13 protein-coding genes and 1 pseudogene are annotated in these 17,925 nt (G+C 56.7%); 10 read left to right on the top strand and 4 right to left on the bottom strand.

Annotation, left to right across the window (positions count from 1 at the left end):
• Nucleotides 1-41: 41 nt before the first annotated feature.
• Nucleotides 42-236, bottom strand: a pseudogene (locus BWR02_RS21395) (IS5/IS1182 family transposase); the annotation flags it as partial.
• 432 nt (nucleotides 237-668) lie between these two features.
• Between BWR02_RS21395 and BWR02_RS20115 the strand changes: the two are divergent.
• From BWR02_RS20115 to BWR02_RS20090, 6 genes are all read left to right on the top strand, one after another.
• Nucleotides 669-1,034 carry a hypothetical protein gene (locus BWR02_RS20115; protein ID WP_139559702.1) on the top strand — a complete coding sequence of 122 codons (366 nt, stop codon included), beginning with the start codon at nucleotides 669-671 and terminating at the stop codon, nucleotides 1,032-1,034.
• A gap of 1,632 nt (nucleotides 1,035-2,666) precedes the next feature.
• Nucleotides 2,667-3,524 (top strand): hypothetical protein, encoded by an 858-nt coding sequence (locus tag BWR02_RS20110; protein WP_139559701.1) that lies wholly within the window; start codon nucleotides 2,667-2,669, stop codon nucleotides 3,522-3,524.
• A 4-nt stretch (nucleotides 3,525-3,528) separates the two neighbouring features.
• On the top strand, nucleotides 3,529-4,104 hold the full coding sequence (locus BWR02_RS20105; RefSeq protein WP_139559700.1) for a hypothetical protein: 576 nt from the start codon (nucleotides 3,529-3,531) through the stop codon (nucleotides 4,102-4,104).
• A gap of 274 nt (nucleotides 4,105-4,378) precedes the next feature.
• On the top strand, nucleotides 4,379-5,143 hold the full coding sequence (locus BWR02_RS20100) for a hypothetical protein (RefSeq protein WP_139559699.1): 765 nt from the start codon (nucleotides 4,379-4,381) through the stop codon (nucleotides 5,141-5,143).
• Nucleotides 5,144-5,165: 22 nt separating this feature from the next.
• Nucleotides 5,166-6,269, top strand: coding sequence for a tetratricopeptide repeat protein (locus BWR02_RS20095; protein WP_139559698.1), 1,104 nt, complete (start codon nucleotides 5,166-5,168; stop codon nucleotides 6,267-6,269).
• Nucleotides 6,270-6,394: 125 nt separating this feature from the next.
• Nucleotides 6,395-8,992: a DNA phosphorothioation-associated putative methyltransferase gene (locus BWR02_RS20090; protein ID WP_139559697.1), complete on the top strand. Its 2,598-nt coding sequence runs from the start codon at nucleotides 6,395-6,397 to the stop codon at nucleotides 8,990-8,992.
• Nucleotides 8,993-9,039: 47 nt separating this feature from the next.
• Here the strand turns inward: BWR02_RS20090 and dndA are convergent, their stop codons facing one another.
• A complete protein-coding gene (gene dndA, locus BWR02_RS20085) occupies nucleotides 9,040-10,173 on the bottom strand; it encodes a cysteine desulfurase DndA (protein ID WP_139559696.1) in 1,134 nt (377 codons plus the stop codon).
• 132 nt (nucleotides 10,174-10,305) lie between these two features.
• On the opposite strand from dndA, the gene dndB reads away from it, so the two are divergent.
• Genes dndB through dndE form a run of 4 tightly spaced genes read left to right on the top strand, consistent with a single transcriptional unit; the run spans nucleotide 10,306 to nucleotide 15,426 of the window.
• Nucleotides 10,306-11,391 carry a DNA sulfur modification protein DndB gene (dndB, locus tag BWR02_RS20080; protein ID WP_139559695.1) on the top strand — a complete coding sequence of 362 codons (1,086 nt, stop codon included), beginning with the start codon at nucleotides 10,306-10,308 and terminating at the stop codon, nucleotides 11,389-11,391.
• Nucleotides 11,392-11,408: 17 nt separating this feature from the next.
• Nucleotides 11,409-13,064 (top strand): DNA phosphorothioation system sulfurtransferase DndC, encoded by a 1,656-nt coding sequence (gene dndC, locus BWR02_RS20075; protein WP_139559694.1) that lies wholly within the window; start codon nucleotides 11,409-11,411, stop codon nucleotides 13,062-13,064.
• Nucleotides 13,061-15,037: a DNA sulfur modification protein DndD gene (gene dndD / locus BWR02_RS20070; protein ID WP_139559693.1), complete on the top strand. Its 1,977-nt coding sequence runs from the start codon at nucleotides 13,061-13,063 to the stop codon at nucleotides 15,035-15,037. The genes dndC and dndD overlap by 4 nt, the downstream gene beginning before the upstream one ends.
• Nucleotides 15,034-15,426 (top strand): DNA sulfur modification protein DndE, encoded by a 393-nt coding sequence (gene dndE, locus BWR02_RS21745; protein ID WP_139559692.1) that lies wholly within the window; start codon nucleotides 15,034-15,036, stop codon nucleotides 15,424-15,426. The genes dndD and dndE overlap by 4 nt, the downstream gene beginning before the upstream one ends.
• 59 nt (nucleotides 15,427-15,485) lie before the next feature.
• Here dndE and BWR02_RS20060 read toward each other — a convergent pair whose 3' ends face one another.
• Both BWR02_RS20060 and BWR02_RS20055 read right to left on the bottom strand, forming a co-directional pair.
• Nucleotides 15,486-15,944, bottom strand: a complete 459-nt coding sequence (locus BWR02_RS20060) for a hypothetical protein (RefSeq protein WP_139559691.1) — start codon at nucleotides 15,942-15,944, stop codon at nucleotides 15,486-15,488.
• 8 nt (nucleotides 15,945-15,952) lie between these two features.
• Nucleotides 15,953-17,923, bottom strand: a complete 1,971-nt coding sequence (locus BWR02_RS20055) for a coiled-coil domain-containing protein (protein ID WP_139559690.1) — start codon at nucleotides 17,921-17,923, stop codon at nucleotides 15,953-15,955.
• Nucleotides 17,924-17,925 lie beyond the last annotated feature (2 nt).

The following is a 17,925-nucleotide window of genomic DNA, read 5'->3' as shown; positions in this document are numbered from 1 at the left end:
GGGGCGTGAACGGGCGGTGGCGGTGGGTAGGGCCAGTAAGCCAACCATGCGCGTAACCACAACGTCCAAAAAAGGGGTTTGATCCGCCCGCGCAGAACCGCCCGGATCAGCCAGCGCAGGTTGTAGCCAGCGGCGCACAGGACCGCATGCAAGGCATCGCCCAAGGTGCCCTGTAACCCGCAGCGGTCCATGCGGTGGTCGTGTTTGAGGCGTCCGATGGCAAGCTCTATGGACTGAAGCTTCAGCCGGCGTCGTTACGTGCATCTCAGTGAACGGTAGGTGCCGCGGTGAAGAGATACCACCAAACATCTCCTCGTGTAGAGGCGACGTATTTTCATCGGTGCATGGTGCCTGGGAGCCGGACATCCAGATGACCCGCACGTTGCCTCGGAAGATCAAAACTTCCAACCCAAGTTCCGCCCGCCTACCAATCCCCCGCTCCCACCTGACCCGCTGAAATCCGCATGATTGTTGGATCGGGCCTGTTGACAGTCAAAAGGCCAATCGTGGAACCTGCGTCCGCCGCGGGGTTCCTGACCGGAGTCGCCGCCGTTTAGGCGTCCCGGTAACGGGCGTCACAATGCGGACATTGCAGCCGCCTCGCTCAACCGCTGTGCTAGGATGCCACCTCGCTCACATTCCTCGACGTGCTGTCACTTCCCGAAGTGATGCACGAAGCCATCCTCAAGGAGGCGCTTATGTTGATGTTCTCACTGGCTGTTTTCACCCTCGTGGCGGTGATGGGCCTGAGCATGGCCTGCGACGTGTTCCAAGGCCGAGGCACGCCGAAGCTCTATGCGCTCGTTCATGGCGGCATGGCTCTGCTCGGCTCAGCGCTTGTTATCATCGCGGCGCTTCAAGGCGATAGCCGTGTCTTCGTTAATATCGGTCTTGCAGTGGCGATCATCGTGGTCGGCATTTACATTTCCTTCCAGCGCGCCAAAGGCATCCGTCCAAGAGGTCTTGTTGCCCTTCACGGTGCAACAGCGGTGGTGTGCTACCTGATCCTGGGCTACTTCGCCTTAGGCCGTTAGAAGCAATTCAACGAGCGCTCCCGCCCATAGGCAGGTGCGGATGCGTCTGCTTCCGAGGCCTTGTCAACGGAGCCGGGACGGCGGCTGAGCGGCCGGCCCGGGGTCCAGACGGGAAAGGGAGTCGCACGATGTCTGGTCAAGCGATCCCTTGGATAACGGCCGCGTCCGATTCAGGTTTCGACTGCGAGTTCCATCTGCCAACCAAAATCCCCCACCAACCCGCCCTGCTGAAACCCGCATGAATGCTGGATCGGGTCGGTTGACAGTCAACAGCTCGACAGAGAACTGAGAGGCGAAATGGCTAAGTTTCAGCCAAAAATCGGGGAATCCGGCGAAGCGTTGTCAACAGCCCAATTGTGGAACCCGCGCCAGCCGTGCGGTTCCGGGGGCGCCGGGCAAAACAGAGAAGGGTTCTGCGGTTGGTGATTGGTGGGCCATGTAGGGATCGAACCTACGACAAACGGATTAAGAGACCTTAGATTTTCAATTTAAATACATAGATTTACGGTATTTTTGCCTAATAAAACGCGCGATTCCGCGCCTTTTCGACCAATGACCTAGCGGTTCCGGCCGAAGAATTTTAGGCAAGGAATCCCCCCTGGAACAGGCACCCCATTCACGATCCGGTGATACGCCGAACCGGCCGAGTTCTCGCTGCCGCAGGTCCTGGATTTTCCCCGCACCGGACGGCAGCTCTTCGAGGAAATCATCCGCGAAAACCTGGATCTCGGTCGGCCTGACCGGCTGCACGTGATCTTTGGCCGACGGACACCCGACACCTTCCGAACCCGGGTATTGACCGAAGGGCTGTCACCTTCGAGTAACGACACCTACGACTTTCGCGTAGGCCGCAAGCTGCGCAATCTGCCCACACTGCGGGCGATCGGCTTCACTGCCAACCGACGTCTGCTCGACGTTCAAACTCTCATCAATGATTGCAACCTCGTCGACAACCGTTTCCAGTCCGTGATCCGGTCCACAGTCACCGACGGTCAACACGCCAATGCCTTGCCCTTCGGTGATCCCCGCGTGCTCGCCCTGTGCTATGCCCGGTGTCTGTTCGGGCTACTCGCCGAGGGCTTTGCCAACGCCGATGTGCGCCTTGAGGTGGCGGTAATCTCGGGCCAAGACCCCGTCCCCTACTCCGCCGGCCGGATGACCTACGACCTCAGACGCCTCCGGCTACACAGTCTGATCCAGCGACAGCCCCAACACAACCGATACCGGGTGACTGAAGACGGTCTGCGCATCGCGCTGTTCTCCACCCGCACTGAGGCTCGATTCTTCCGCACCGCCCTCGCTTTGGACCAACCGCGCTCCCTTCCGAGTGTGCGCCACCGACTCTCGTTCACGTTAGCCACGCCATCAACCGACTCTTGGAGGAGGCCAAACTTGCTGCCTGATCTAGGAGCCCTAGAGTCACGGTACAGAGGGTACGCGATGACCACCAACGGGAAAACGGCCAGCCTTCGCACTGGCCGTTTTCCCGTTGGCGGTAGAGCCTTACAATTGTCCACGCGCAAACTTACTCTCCCCAAGGCATCACTTCCTAAATCGGCAAGACCACCGAGGCACGACAAACTTCTATCTAACCTTCCAGAGCCACCACTGTTCACACATAGGGGATGCAACATGGCAGTCACTTATCTCTTGCTATCGGCGTTAGCGCTTTTTTTGCCGGTGGCGACCGTTCATGCCATTTCACTAGAAACCGTTGATTTTGCCTCTGACATCGGGGGGCATAAGATCACGTTTCCAGTTACTCTTGATCTCTCCGTGGCGACGACCCAGTCCGGCGTTGAACTACAGGTAGCAGCTGACATTAATATGAAAGAGTTACAGTCACAATTTGATACCCTCGTTAAGAGCTTTCCAATGCCAAACGACAACTGCCCAGGTTATGGGCAGCATGTTCTCCCTACAGTAGAGAGCGCCTCACTGGATAGCGTGGGAAGTCAAGCATTACTGACTGCAAAGGTTAACGTCGTAGTTTGGGATTGCCAAGAGGGGCTACCCCTTGCAGGAACCACCGTCAGAATGAAAACGAAGTGCTTACTCGGTATTTGTACAGATGTTCCCGACACGATGGAAGTTCGCCGAGGTTCCGATATAAAGAACGTCCTTCTTAAGGAGGGCCTTGTCGGCAACGTATCGCTGTCCCTAGTTACCCGTGACCACAAATCCATCGAGCTTTCTCCGGGGTCTATTAATGTTATCCCGCGCGGAGACCTTGGTCGATTCGCCAATCAAATCGCTGGTATCTTCAACAGTAATTTGAGCAGCGTCGCAGAGAAGGCTGTTGGCACGGCCGTGGATGCCGGCGAGCTACGTCAGAGTTTGCCGGCTGAGATTCAAGCCTATGACCCTGAAATTACAGACGTAAATTTCTTTGCTGCGCCGGATGGCGCTCTCGCCGCCCGCGTTAATTTCAAAGCCATGCTTACTGCCGCACAGGCTTCTGAACTGATAAAAAAATCTATCCAAAAATAAAAGCATGAATAAGAGAGTTTTAACATGGATTTGGACAGGGACAGGATTGATGTTGCTTCAAATTGTATTCAATACATGGGCAAAGACTGCTCAGGCCAAATTCAATTTACCACTAAACCTGTTTGAAAATTTTGGGGATAGAGCTTGTGTCCTGTTTGCTATCCCAGTCTGCTCGATCTTGCTATCAGCTACAAGTTACCTTGGATTAAGGTATGCAAAGAGGACGTCAGCATCATGCTGGAATACAGCCATTCCAAAAGCTTTCAACGTCGAATTCAACAGTTATTCAATAGAAGGAAAGGCCTATCAAGCCATATTCCTAGTACTTTTTGTGATCTTCCCATTGGGCGGACTGATTCGCTTCCACCATGTTATGTTTACAACAATAGTCACGGACTGGAATGGCGCGGGCAATTATTCTCTTTTCACATGGGATCCAGGCAACGTTTTTAATGGACTAGCGTACAAATTTGATGGCGTATCTTTTTACCCGTTTTGGGAACCATTCCTCTGGTTGATTTTGTCGTGTACGGCGGGTATTTTTTCGGCACAGTATCTGTGCCGGATATTCTTCAGGTAGCCGAAAATCATCTGTTCGACTTATCCATAAGTATCGTTCCTCGAAGATGGTTCAAATCATAGCCGACGCCAAAGCGCGTCGGCGAACTCACTGGCCGTTTCAGGCATGCCTCGATGATCCGGCGGGCTTCGTCCTCGTCGGACACTCGCGCAGTGCCTCACCTTCCGAACAAACGCGATGCAATTGCACAGACTCATCGCCGCAGTCATGACGCTCTTGCCCAACTCCGCCGCCTCTATCCGGATAGAATGGAAAAAACGGAACAGCATTTGAGATGACCGGCGAAGCGCTGCTGCCTGACACACAAGCGATCATTGAGCAACTGGAGGCCCTGAGCGGCTATCCCGTTTCCTGTGTCGCCGATCCCGCAATCGGCACGTTGGCGACCATCAGCGCCGGAACACCGGACCGGCCCCTCCACCTGATTCGCTATCGGCCGGGCGTCGTGTCGCGGGATTACCAGATTGCAGTCGAAGCGGGCTACGCGATCCGCCTCTTTTCCATGTCTCCCGAGGACCGTTTCCAGTTGCGAGCGCGGCCAGGCTGCCGGGAGCAGGTCATCAAGGAGTTCAAGCGGCTGAACCCCGAACTCGCCGACAAGCTGGTCCGCGAAGTGGGTGGTCAGTTGTTCGACGGTCTGATGCTCCAGCTGCGGTCCTGTCCCGTCGGGATCCTGCTGGATCTATGGCTCTACCGGGACTACCCGGGTCTCCGTCCGCAGCAACGGCAGAACCTGGAAACGCAGTGCCAGGGGAACGTCAATTGCCTTTCGGGCAAGTACGACCGCGAGTTTCCGGAACGCATCGTCCAGGGCAACCGCGCGATGAACGCGGCCTATGCCCTGTTCGCCGCCGATCTGCTCCAACAGCCGCAGCTGGCGATTCCGTATCGGGCCGCCGGGCTGGAGTCCGTGGGCACGGCGCTGCTCCAACACGTTACTGGGCAGCCAATCGAAGTGATCAATGATCGCCAGCTGATCGTCGCCTGGGCCGAGCAGCTGAATGTCGCGGATTGGCTGGACTGGGCGCCGTTAGGCTGAAGCCGTACAGAAGTCGAAGACCATGAGTGAACCCATCCACTATCAGCTTGATGAGGCCGCCTTTGACCTGACGCTGCTGCCGGAGAATGCACGGACCGTCGGTTCGAGCGCGTTCCGGGCCCAGGTGCAGGCCTTTTTCGAACAGCAGTACCGCGGTTTCGCCGGAGAAACGACGGTCTTGTTCGAGAACGGCAAGATCAGCGTCACGTGGATACCGAGGACGGCCGACGAGGACCCGCGAGCGGCCGTCCTGGCATTACTCCAGAGTGGCCGCTACGACGAAGCCAAGCCGTTGTTGGAGACAGCACTCCAGGCCAACCCGCGGGACCACGATGCCTTGTACAACCTCGGCATGGTCTACAGCGATGAGGGGCGTTTGGCCGAGGCCATTGAGCTGCTGCGCCGTGCCACCGACGCACAGCCGGATTATGTGAACGCCTGGGTCGCACTCGGCGTCGCAGCGCTGCGCTCCGGCGACACGGAAGCGGGACAGACCGCGCTGGAACGGGCGATCGAACTCGATCCGGCTAACCCCCATGCGCTTCGGTCACTAGGTACGCTTGGGCTCATGAACGGCCAGACCGACCGCGGGATCGAGCTGTTGCGGCGCGCTGTGGCCTTGTCGCCCGACGATCCGGTCTCGCGGTTGACGCTGGCCAAGGGCCTGATCGATCAGGACATCGAGCGGAATACCTTGGAAGCGGACGGCCTGCTGCGCGAGGTATTGAGGCTGTCACCGCAAGGCGAAGTTGCCGAGAAGGCCAAGGAGGCGCTGGGAAAGCTTGCCGCAATCCGGTTTCGCGGTGGCGCTGGCGAAGGTGTCCGGCCGGATGCGCTGCACTACTGTCTCGATGCGTTCGAACGCTTCGACGGAATGGGCCGGGACACGCTGATGCCGATCGTCATGGAGATGGCAAACCTGGGGCAAGGCGGGTTGCCGGTGAACGATCCCACGAAGAAATTCCGGCTCCAGTTATTGCACGGCGAATTCAGCGCGCTGCAGATCGTCTGCATGATGCACGTCGGGTTGAAGCAGATCGATCCAAACCTCGACTCGGGCTTCGATATCGACAAGGAATACGCAGCGGCCCAAGCGTTGCATTCGGGGAGCGGGCGGCAGGGATAAGAAAGTCAGTACCGACGCATCGCGTGTTCCTGGAACAAAAAGTCTTCAATGCGTGGTGGCTTCTACAGCGTCACTTCATACGATAGACAAATCCAACCTCCCGAAAGCCCGGGGGCAAATGACACATGAACGGAGATGCGGTATCGCAAAACGATGAGCTGCGTCAGATCGGCAAAAAGGTCGCGTTCCAACGCTATTTCCACGAGTCGCTGATCTCCGCGTTGGGCGAAGCGACACGTACAGCGGTGGCAGAGGCCTGCACTATTTCGGGGGTTCTGCCGGGCGAGCAATTCAACATCGTCAAGCTCTCCGACGATGGCAACGGCGTCTCGCTACTGTCCTACCCCGACTTATTTGATGAGGCCTTTCCGCGGCTGCGAGCGGCTTGGACGGTCGATCTGTCGTTGCGCAGTTTTCGTTTCCGGACCTACGAGAATTCGCTCAACCCTCCAATCCTGCACCGTAAGGAGTTGCTCCTTTCCGAGCAGCACCCCGCCCGTCCAGCGTTCGAGGCACTGACCCAAGCCGCCGAACAACTCGGTCTTTTTCATGATCCCGTTCGGATTGGCTTTCTGCGGGGGTGGGAAGCGCTGCTCGTAGATCGGGGGTACCGAGTCGTGGGACACGAACTTGTCCCGATCGGCAACGATGAGCAAGACATACCATCAGTTGACGAGATCTCGGAATTCGGCCGTGTGGCACGTCACCTTACCGCCCTGCAACGTTACAGCCCGTCGGCGCCCATCCAAACGTTGGCTCGCTTCGGCTTTCTGGACGGATCGAAGTCGGTTTTCGACTACGGCTGCGGTCGGGGCGACGACCTGCGAGGACTTCAGGAAAACGGCATCCCGGCGTCGGGCTGGGATCCACACTACGCACCTGAACAAGCTCGCCAATCCGCTGCCATCGTCAACCTCGGCTTCGTCATCAATGTCATCGAGGATCTCGATGAGCGCATCGAGGCCTTGCGCGGCGCCTATACGCTGGCTGAAGAACTGTTGGTCATATCGGCCATGCTGGCCAATCAAGAGGCCGTCCGAGGACGGCCCTACGGGGACGGGGTCATCACCTCGCGCAATACGTTTCAGAAGTATTATTCGCAAGGCGAACTGGGGCAGTTCATTGCCGAGGTCTTGGACGAAGACCCCTTACCCGTCGCCCCAGGAATCTACTTCGTCTTTCGCGACAAACAAGCCGAACAACGCTTTCGTGTCGGCCGGCAGAGCAACCGCAGAAACGTTCTGCGGCTGACATTGCTATCGCGCCCGGTTAGGCCGGAACGCATCGACCGCGCGCAGGCGAAATACGAAGAGCATCACGCAGCACTGGAACGCTTGTGGGAACTGGCGCTGTCACTCGGCCGCGTGCCCGACCGCTCCGAGGTTTCGGACATCGAGTACTTGGTGCAACACTTTGGCTCAGTGCCTTCGGCGCTGCGTTTCGTGAAAAGCCGCAAGCCGAACGCCGAGGGCTTTCTGACCGATGCCCAGCGGGCCAGATCCGAGGACCTGACGGTCTATTTTGCGCAGCTTCAGTTCGACCGCCGACGAGCCTATCGGCAACTGGAGAGCCGCTTACAGCGTGACGTTCGCACGTTCTTCGGTGATTACCGCGAGGCGCTTGCTCAGGCTCGTGAGTTGCTGTTTGCCGCAGGACAAGTTGAGACCATCGCGTCCGCCTGTCAGTCCGCAGCAGAACAGGGCATCGGCTGGCTAGACGCGGGACACTCCCTACAACTCCACAGCAGCTTGGTGCCCCAGTTACCGCCGGTACTCCGCGTTTACGTCAACTGCGGACTTCAACTCTATGGGGATTTCAGCAGCGCCGACTTGATCAAGATCCATATCCAATCAGGAAAGCTGACCCTGATGAGCTTCGATGACTTCCTCGGCAAACCGCTGCCCCGCATGTTCAGACGCGTCAAGGTTCGCTTGCGGGACTTGGATCTCGACTACTTCGAGTATGGGGACGCGTACGAACCGCCCTATCTCTATCGAAAATCACGCTTCATCAACGAGGAACTACCGAACTTCGCGGAGCAGATGCAGTTCGAAGACGCACTCCAACGCCTTGGCCTGTTCGACTTCGCAGGATACGGCCCTCCCCCCAACGAATTTGACTCGATTCTCGCGAACGCACGGTGGGAGATCGACGGATTCAGTCTGACCCGGTGCCGCACCATACCTAATCTCGACACCGCCTGCGGGCACTACTTCACGTATCGCGACCTGATCGAATGCGGAGAAACCCGTACGCGCACCCAATTACCTAACATCCCAAAACAGCCAGAAACCTACACCGCACTATGCGATCTTTGCTTCAATCTGCTTGATCCCATCATCGAATACTTCGGGATGATTGATCTGACCTACGGATTCTGTTCGCCAGAACTCGCCAGAGAGATCCCGGCGCGAATCGCTCCGAAGCTCGATCAACATGCGTCTCATGAGCGAAATAGAATGGGCAGGCCGATTTGTGACCGCGGTGGAGCCGCGGTAGATTTCCTCGTCGAATACGAAAACATGAGCGAAGTTGCAGCCTGGATCGCCGAAAATCTGCCGTTCGACCGGTTGTACCTGTATGGCCCATCTCGTCCCATCCACTTGAGCTATGGCCCCGAACTTTCTCATCAAGTGATAGAAATGAAGAAAAGTAGCTCCGGCCGACTCCTGCCTCTGCGGCGCACGAGAGCGGTTACAAGAATGCGTAACACTTCTCTCTGACCTCCCCGCAAGAGACCCAGGCGGTTAAGAAAACTAAGGTGGACTCGTTACAAAAACTGTCGCAGCCGGTCCGCTAGCGCGCCCCACTCGACGGACTCGGTCAAATGGCACCAACTGATTCGAACACAAGCGTTGGCTTCATCATCAGACAGTCCCATTGCCTTGAGCACGTGGCTCGGGGTGTAGCTGGCAGACGTGCACGCTGAACCGTTCGAGATGGCCACTAAGTCCTTGACGGCAACCATCAGGGCCTCGGAATCGAGCCCGGGGAAGGCAAGATTGACAGTGTGCTCCATTACCTGCGACTGATCACCGGTCAGTCGCGGCCCCAACGGCTCCAATGCGGCCATCAGCTGTGTTCGGACAGCCGCACACTGTGCCCGGCGTTTCTCAGCCTCACGCTGGCTGATTTCAGCTGCGGCGCCCAGCGCGGCGATGAGTGCGACGGGTAGGGTTCCTGGCCGGAGTCCGCGCTCCTGACTTCCGCCAAACATCAATGGCCGCAGCGGCGGTCGCTCATATCCCCGTCGTCTCGCAATCAGTGCGCCTATCCCCTTAGGCCCATAAATCTTGTGTCCACTAATGCTAAGCAAGTCGATGCGCTTGTTGCGCAACATATCGATCTCCTTGCCGAAGACCTGCGCCGCATCCGTATGGAAGTACGCCGGATGATCCCCTAATGCTTCAGCGATCTCGGCCAGCGGTTGCCGGACTCCGGTCTCGTTGTTTGCAGCCATGACCGACACCAGCCCGGTGTCCGGGCGGAGCGCTGCACACACCGCCTTCGCGTCGACCCAACCGCCCTCGGTGACTGGGAGGTAAGTCACGGAGAAGCCGCTGTGCTCCAACGCCGCACAAGGTTCCAGCACCGCCTTGTGTTCTATCGCAGTCGTGATCACATGGCATCGTCCCTGTTCTCGCGCCGCTGCGCTCAGCCCGAGCAGTGCCAGGTTGTTGCTCTCAGTCGCACCACTCGTGAAGATCACCTCGTCTCGTTGCGCCCCGACGACCATTGCCACTTGATCGCGCGCGTTCTGCACAGCCTGCTTGGCACGCGCGCCGTAAGCATGTGTACGGCTGCCCTCATTGCCGAACTCCTCAGTCAAGAAGTGCATCAACACATCCCGTACCCGCGGTTCCAAGGGAGTGGTCGCATTGCAGTCCAGGTAAATCGCGCTCATCGTTGGGTCTTGCTGTGTATGTTATTTGTCTATTGCAATTTGGCGTACACGGCGTACGATAACAAAAAACATAGACGGCTGAGGCAGCTGTTTTGGCAATCAACGACCAAGATCTTGGTCCCCGCATCCACTATGGAAACTGAGCCTACGATCACCTTCCCGGTCATTCGTGGCCTCCAGGCCCACCGCGAATACTACGTCGCGATGTGGTCACTGCGCATGCTACGGCAGATCTCTATCTTCGACGAAGATGAGCTTCCCCCTGAACTGCGCGCGCAGCGGACACTCAACAAGGCTCGTATCCCCGAGATCTCGGATTACATCCTGGAGAACCCCGACGACTACGTGTTCTCGGCATTGACGGTCTCGATCGACTCCGACGTGCACTTCGAACCCTTGTCGGGCCAAGACAAGTTGGGGTTGCTGCGCGTGCCGATGGATGCCCGCTTCATCATCAACGATGGGCAGCACCGTCGCGCCGCCATCATCGAGGCCCTGGACCAGCGTCCGGAACTGGGTCACGAGACCATCGCTGTCGTGTTCTTTCTGGACATCGGGTTGGAACGCTGCCAGCAGATGTTCGCCGACCTGAACCGACATGCGGTCCGGCCCAGCCGATCGCTCGGCCTACTCTACGATCATCGCAACGACAAAGCCCGCCTCGCGAAATTGGTCATCATGAAATCCGAGGTGTTCCGTGACATCGTGGATATGGAGAAATCATCGCTTGCGCGACGGTCGCGAAAACTGTTCACCTTATCCGCCTTCCACAACGCCTGCGCCGACCTGATCGAAGGCATGGCAACGGGCGATCTCGGGGAGGATGCCAATCTGGCGCGGACCTACTGGGAAGCCGTCGCCGAACATTTTCCAGCCTGGCGCCAAGTGCTGGAAGGCCGACTCCCCGCCAGCGAAGTGCGAGAAGGCTATATCCACTCCCACGGCATCGCGTTGCAAGCGCTGGGCAAGGCCGGCAACACGCTGCTGCGGGAACACCCGCAGGATTGGCGGAAACATCTCAACGGCTTGAAGAAGATCGATTGGTCGCGGAGTAACGCTCAACTGTGGGAAGGCCGAGCCATGATTGGCGGCAAAGTCTCGAAGGTGACCACGAACGTTGTTCTGACCACCAACGTCATCAAAAAGGCCTTGGCGCTGTCTTTGGACAGCGAACAGCAACGGGTCGAAGCCGCACTCGGGCGAAAGTCTGAGCGATAAATCCCACAGAGCATTCCATGGAATCAACGACCACCCCGTCAAGCGACACGAAGCAGGCTATCCCCGTGCAACACGAACTGGAATTTGGGCAAGATGAGGCGAGCGGCTCGGGTCCGCGTTCGCCTAGAGCGACAACGCCGCGCCGCTCCGCATTCGCCGAGCTTGGTTTTCAAGCAACTATTGCGCTGCTTCATGAAGAAATTCGTGAACTCTACTTGGCCGATGACGTTCCCTGGATCATTGGGTACTCCGGTGGCAAGGATTCCACCGCCACGCTGCAATTGGTGTGGGGCGCAATCTTGCAGCTGCCGGCTGAACAACGGAAGAAGACCGTCTATGTGATTTCGACGGATACGCTTGTCGAAAATCCGATCGTTTCCGCCTGGGTTCGCGCCTCCCTCAGCGCGATGCGCGCTGCGGCCAACGAGCAAGGAACTCCGGTGCTCCCGCGCCTCCTTCACCCCAAGCTAGAAGACTCCTTCTGGGTCAATCTGATTGGACGCGGGTATCCGGCCCCAAGGCCCAAATTTCGATGGTGCACCGAACGGCTGAAAATTCGCCCTTCGAACTCCTTTATCAGTCAGATCGTTACAGAAAATGGTGAAGCGATTCTCTGTCTTGGTGCGCGACGGGATGAGAGCACGGCGAGAGCACGGGTTCTCGACAAGAACTCGCGTTATCGGGTGCGCGATCGGCTAAGCCCGAGCTCCACCCTACCCGGCTGCATGATCTATACGCCCGTCGAGTCATGGAGCAGCGATGACATCTGGTTTTTCCTCAATAACCAAAAGAATCCCTGGGGCGCGAGCAACAAGGAACTGATGGGAATGTATGCAGGCGCGTCCCCCGATGGGGAATGCCCGCTAGTCGTCGATGATTCAACGCCGAGTTGCGGGGATTCGCGATTCGGCTGCTGGGTTTGTACCTTGGTGGAGAAGGACAAATCCATGACTGCGATGATACAGAACGACGCCGACAAAGAGTGGCTCATGCCATTGCTTGATCTGCGTAATGCCCTCGATTTCAGAAACAATCACGACGGTTCAGACGAGTCCAGCGATCACCACTTGCGTGATTTTCGCAGGCTGACGGGCGCCGTGCAGCTCATGACGAATGGAAAACCGGTGCCGGGACCCTACACACAAACTTCCCGAGAGGCTTGGCTTGCCAAGCTATTGGCCGCTCAGAGCCATATTCGGCGCCACGGCCCACCCGATGTCAGAGCGATAGAACTCATCACACTGGAAGAGTTGCAGGAAATCCGCCGCATCTGGGTAATCGACAAGCACGAGTTGGAAGATAGTCTCCCCCGCATCTACCAGGAGGTGACGGGCGACGCGTATCCCGGCCGGCCACTCGATGACGATCTCGTCCTTGGCGAAGCGGAGATGCGGGAACTCTCTGACCTCTGCGGAGACGACCGCCTCCACTATGAGCTCACACGTGAACTTCTGAGTATCACTCGCCAACAGCGTGCTCTCGGGCGGCGCGCGGGTCTTTTCGAGCAGTTGGAGAAGACCTTCAAAAAGCACTTCTACGATGATAAAGACGATGCGATCACGCGTGCTCAGTCCCTTGCAAACGAACGCGAGAAGCGAAAACGGGAGCGTGAATTTGCGAGCCTCGGCAGCATCAAGGAACCCTCGACGGCCTACTTGGAATTTCCGGAATGATCCTTGACACCATCATCCTGGAAAACTTCGGGGCATACGGCGGTCGCCAGGAAGCCGAGCTGACCCCCGAGGCGGGTAAGCCAATCATCCTGTTCGGTGGATTGAACGGCGGTGGCAAAACGACACTGCTCGACGCAATCCAGCTGGCCTTTTACGGGCCAAAGGCCCGTCTCTCCAACCGTGGCCGCCGCGCCTACAAGGACTATCTCCGCGAATCAATTCACCGTGGCAGTGATCCCGGAGAAGGCGCAAGTGTCGTGGTGCGCTTCCGCCGGATGATCGAAGGTGAAACTCGCTACTTCGAACTCTCTCGGAGTTGGCGGCAGGGTGTGAAAGGCATCGAAGAAACCGTTCGCGTGTTGCGTGACGGAAGACTCGATGACGTCTTTACCGACCATTGGGACGAGGTGATCGAGGCATACTTACCCAGCGGTATCGCCCATCTGTTTTTCTTCGATGGCGAGCAGATTATGGAGCTTGCGGAAGGTGGGCATGCAGCCGAGATCCTCGGCACGGCAGTGCATTCCCTATTGGGTTTGGACCTCGTAGAGCGCCTCGATACAGACCTCAAGGTGTTTGAGCGGCGAAAGCGCACCGAGGCTCTGGACGCTGCGGCGACAGAACAGCTCACTCAACTGCGCGGTGCGATCGAAAAGCTGGATCAGGAGCAGGAACAGCTCGCCAACGAAGAAGGTGCTCTGGTCAACCAGGCTGGAAGACTCGCGAAAGAGGTCCTGACCCGGGAAGAAACCTTCCGAACAGAAGGTGGTGAACTGTTCCTACAACGCACCGATTTGGAGAAAGAACTCGTCGAACTTCAGCGACAGCGCGCCCACTTGGAGGGCGAATTTCGCGAACTGGTTGCTGGCCCACTCCCGCTGCTAATGCTCGACAGTCTTCTGGTCAAGGCCGAGAAGCAAGTGCGCCACGAGCGCGAAATACGTCACGCGCACGCTCTGGTGGAAGCCCTGGAGGAACGAGACAACGAAGTGCTCGCGATGATGGAAAGCAGGGCCATAGACGCCGACGTGTCGAGCACTCTAAGCGAGCTTTTTTCGGCGGACCGGGAGCGACGTCGGGGCATTGCACAAGAGCCCCTCTTGCTCGATACGAGTGATGAACTGGCTCCAAGAATCGCTCATTTGCGCTCAGTGGTACTTCCTGAAGCGCAAGACCAAGTAAGTAGGTTTGTTGAGCGAATCACTGCGCTGAGCGAGAGCATTGCACGCGTCGAAGGGGACTTAGCACGTGTGCCGGACTCCGATCGGATGACCATCGTGCAGGCGGAACTGGAACTCGCTCGCCGGGCTCATGCGAAGAAATTGGCTGAGTTGGAAGCGCTTCGCGCAAAAATCGATATGCTCCGGCGGCAGCGGGCCGAGGCGGAAACACGGCTCGACAAAATCGGCGAGCTGGAAGGCGATGCGCGCCTGGCCGAGGATGACCGTCAGCGCATGTTGAAGCACTCTCAGAAAGCACGCGATACGCTTCAGCGACTCCGAACCCGCGTGGTGCAGCGCCACACCCGCAAGATGGAGTCCTTGATGCTGGAGTCCTTCCAGCAGCTGTTGCACAAATCGGGGCTAGTCAGTGACCTTCGCATCAATCCAGCAACTTTTGAAGCCACCCTGATTGGGCGTGACGGCCAAACCTTGCCTTTTGATCGTCTTTCCGCGGGGGAACGCCAGCTTCTCGCAACGAGCATGCTCTGGGGTTTGGCTCGGGCCTCCGGTCGGCCGGTTCCGACGGTGATTGACACCCCGTTGGGTCGGCTTGATTCCGAACACCGCAGCAACTTAGTGAACCGATATTTCCCGAATGCTTCGCATCAGGTGTTGCTGCTGTCAACGGATGAAGAGCTCATCGGACCCTGCTTGGATGACCTGAGTCCCTATATCGCCCGCTCCTACCTGCTGGCGAACGACCAGAAGGCCGGTACAACGCAAATTCAGCCAGGGTATTTCGCGCAATGAGACCGCCCGTCGAGACCGTTCGAATTAGCCGTCAGGGGAAAGACCAACTCCTCAAACTTCGCCGCCAAACGGGCATCGAGCATTGGAATGTGCTCTGCAGGTGGGCTTTTTGTGTATCGTTGCGTGACCCCAAGCCCCCAACCCCATCTTTAGAGAAGCTGGACGGCGGTGTCGAAATGACTTGGAAGGTCTTCGCCGGTGAGCAGAGCGATATCTACGCGGCACTCACGCAACTTCGAGCCTCACAAGATGATTTCCCTACTTCCCCAGACGGTGCCGCTGCCTGTCTCAGGGCACACCTCCATCGAGGCCTCAGTTATCTTGCTTCGGGAACCACCACCCGTTCCCTGTCAGACTTAACCAGACGCTGGCTCACGACCGCAAACTAACCCTGAGAGGCCCACCGTTGATGCCTTGAGAGGCTGTGCGCAACACCAGATTAAACTTTTCAATTATCAGGCGTGACGATCCTGTGGAAGCTGATTAAGAAACTTGGAAGGCTACGCGGAGGATCAGAAATGTACTCGCTCAGGGCATCAAATCCGCCGGATGCATATCGGTTTATTTCCCGCATACCATGTTCGCTCAGCCACGATGGAGACTGCGGATCAACAAGTTTGCTAATGGCCTGATGAATTTGCGGTCGCTCGTTTAATGAAATTCCAAGGCCCTCAAGCTCCTTGGTGATCAACCACGCAGTTATGACGCGTCCTCTGGATCGAAACTCGCCAGGGTAATAGTCGACAAGTTCATCCGTGTCATCGTTAGAGATTTCTGCTTTTCGGTTGCGTGAAAGACCAACAGCGACGCAAAAGTAATACAGCTCAAAAAGTGGTGCCGAAGACGAGAGAGACCCCTCAAGTGTCTTGAACCAGGTACGAGCATCTTTTCGAAGGCGGAAAGCCATAGCAATTTCTAGTCGTTGGGGCTCTGAAATTGGTTAAAGAAATCGACGCTGGGTACCAAAAGTCCATCCAGTGTCTCCTGACAGTCACCGGCGCCCTTCGCCCTTTCCTCCATAGGATGGCTACCCTTCCGGAACAGCGTGACAAATGTAGTCTCGTTTGAGGCCTTTTCAAGGAGGCGATCGCTGAAGAAGGGCCGTTCACTGGAGATGAGAAACGCAACAAACTGCTTAGTCAATTTAGGCACTAGATCCGCGATTCGTGGACGTATATCGTTGTCGATGGAACCAGCGGGACTGTCAACGATAAAGGGAAATATGTGGTCGGCACTATTAAAAAAGGTTGCTAGGAATGCATAGGCCACTGAGAGCGTTTCGCCCATGCTGCCCCCCTCCTGCCCCTCTAGTACTAGACAGTTGCGTATTTCCTTGATACGTATGTTATTGCTGGGCATCAATGTATCGATACGGTCATTTGCCTGCTGAGCCGTGGCCTGGGCAATCGAGCTCCGTGCAAGTGCATGCGCATCTGCGAGAATTTTGTCAAGGATGTCTCTCTTGGTTCGCAGTTCCATCGTCTGCGTGATCTCGGCAAGTTTGCGCTCCGCATCTTTATAGCGACGCTCCAAGACTTCGACGCCAAAGGTATAGTCATCGCCGAGTGAATCGCTGGGATCTTGATATTTCTCGACAAGGTTCTGGGACTCAGCCACCTGCTTTTCGAGACGACTGATCTCATCGTGAACCCTCTCAAACTCGGGATGCTCGGTGTCGGCAACCGCATCATGTTCTATGGCGTCCTTGATCGTCCTGGCCTCGCTTTCTTTCCGTACCGCTTCTCTCAGCGCATCTAGCTGCTCATTCAATTGAATTGCATGCTCTTCTGAGTGAGTCCCAATGAAGTTGGAAATGTCGCTTTTCATTGCGTTGAGCAATGCAACATCGTCGGACCCAAGATATCGGCCTGCTTGCTCGCGGATGTGATTGCGGCACGCATCATCCATCGGGCGTCCACAAACACACTCTAATTCCGCAGCCAGTTCCTCAAAGAACTCGCGCGCTGTCGACTCTGGCAACTTCACACGATCGAGATTCGCTCGCAAATCTGCAAGCTGCTTCGCTATTCGAGGTGACAAAGCGTGCGGATCGCGAACTCTAGCATGCGCTTCACTTGCCTTAGTGTGAACGTCGTTCTTTGCGCCTTGAAGTGCTTGATCAGCTCTCCGTAGGCGTTCCGAATATTCTTTATGGGCTATCAGGTCATTTCTGAACTGTCGCTTCTTGGTATCTAGTTGCTTCTGTAAACCCGTCAGTATGATACAGGCCTGGCTGTATTCTTTGCGGCATTCTTCCAATCGTTCTCTGAGTGTTTCAACTCGATTTTTCCTTCGCGAAAAACCCCTTTCATCCTTCGCTTTTGCATTGTTAATGTGATCCTTCCATACTTCATTTACCCTGTCTCTCATGCCATCAAAAAACCGAAGCTGAAACAAGCTGTCGATCGCATCATGAGCATTAGTATGCTTGTGATTAAGCAAGTGTTCCGCTTGCTCGCCATCAAATACGAAAAGCCTGACAAAATCCGGACGGAGGAAACGCTGTAGTATACTTGGGGGGTGGAACCCGGGTTTATTTCCGCTACCAAACGTAGTGCTGTACGAAGCACTACCCTCTAAAAAATCCAGGTCGAGCACGATGGTTAGACGCTTTCCGTCGCAGAGCGCCTCGATGAGGAATTGGCCTCGTTCTGAAACAGCCCCTTTCTTGCTGAGCGAGCGAACAGTTTCTGAGGGCCACTCACGTGCTTCACCCGAAAGGGTAGCTCGCAGGAGCTGTAGCGTAGTGGTCTTGCCAGTTCCGTTGGGCATCTGGATAAGTGTTACGGGATTCGGTGCCCCTTCTGAATCAACGAGTGTAATCTCGTGATCTGGACATCGCATCCCCTCTGCTCTCCAGCGTATGAGAATGAATTCGGTAGCCATGG

This window comes from Methylotetracoccus oryzae (assembly GCF_006175985.1).
In the GTDB taxonomy this organism is placed as follows: domain Bacteria; phylum Pseudomonadota; class Gammaproteobacteria; order Methylococcales; family Methylococcaceae; genus Methylotetracoccus; species Methylotetracoccus oryzae.
Note: the sequence above shows the minus strand (reverse complement) of the source record. Positions and strands in the feature narration are given on the sequence as shown.

Bases quoted from the DNA above. Each gene is read 5' to 3' on its own strand.
- BWR02_RS20095 (WP_139559698.1), top strand. From the start codon at position 5,166: ATGAGTGAACCCATCCACTATCAGCTTGATGAGGCCGCCTTTGACCTG.
- BWR02_RS20105 (WP_139559700.1), top strand. From the start codon at position 3,529: ATGAATAAGAGAGTTTTAACATGGATTTGGACAGGGACAGGATTGATG.
- BWR02_RS20060 (WP_139559691.1), bottom strand. From the start codon at position 15,944: ATGGCTTTCCGCCTTCGAAAAGATGCTCGTACCTGGTTCAAGACACTT.
- BWR02_RS20115 (WP_139559702.1), top strand. From the start codon at position 669: ATGCACGAAGCCATCCTCAAGGAGGCGCTTATGTTGATGTTCTCACTG.
- dndB (WP_139559695.1), top strand. From the start codon at position 10,306: ATGGAAACTGAGCCTACGATCACCTTCCCGGTCATTCGTGGCCTCCAG.
- dndA (WP_139559696.1), bottom strand. From the start codon at position 10,173: ATGAGCGCGATTTACCTGGACTGCAATGCGACCACTCCCTTGGAACCG.
- BWR02_RS20090 (WP_139559697.1), top strand. From the start codon at position 6,395: ATGAACGGAGATGCGGTATCGCAAAACGATGAGCTGCGTCAGATCGGC.
- BWR02_RS20110 (WP_139559701.1), top strand. From the start codon at position 2,667: ATGGCAGTCACTTATCTCTTGCTATCGGCGTTAGCGCTTTTTTTGCCG.
- dndC (WP_139559694.1), top strand. From the start codon at position 11,409: ATGGAATCAACGACCACCCCGTCAAGCGACACGAAGCAGGCTATCCCC.
- dndE (WP_139559692.1), top strand. From the start codon at position 15,034: ATGAGACCGCCCGTCGAGACCGTTCGAATTAGCCGTCAGGGGAAAGAC.
- BWR02_RS20055 (WP_139559690.1), bottom strand. From the start codon at position 17,923: ATGGCTACCGAATTCATTCTCATACGCTGGAGAGCAGAGGGGATGCGA.
- BWR02_RS20100 (WP_139559699.1), top strand. From the start codon at position 4,379: ATGACCGGCGAAGCGCTGCTGCCTGACACACAAGCGATCATTGAGCAA.
- dndD (WP_139559693.1), top strand. From the start codon at position 13,061: ATGATCCTTGACACCATCATCCTGGAAAACTTCGGGGCATACGGCGGT.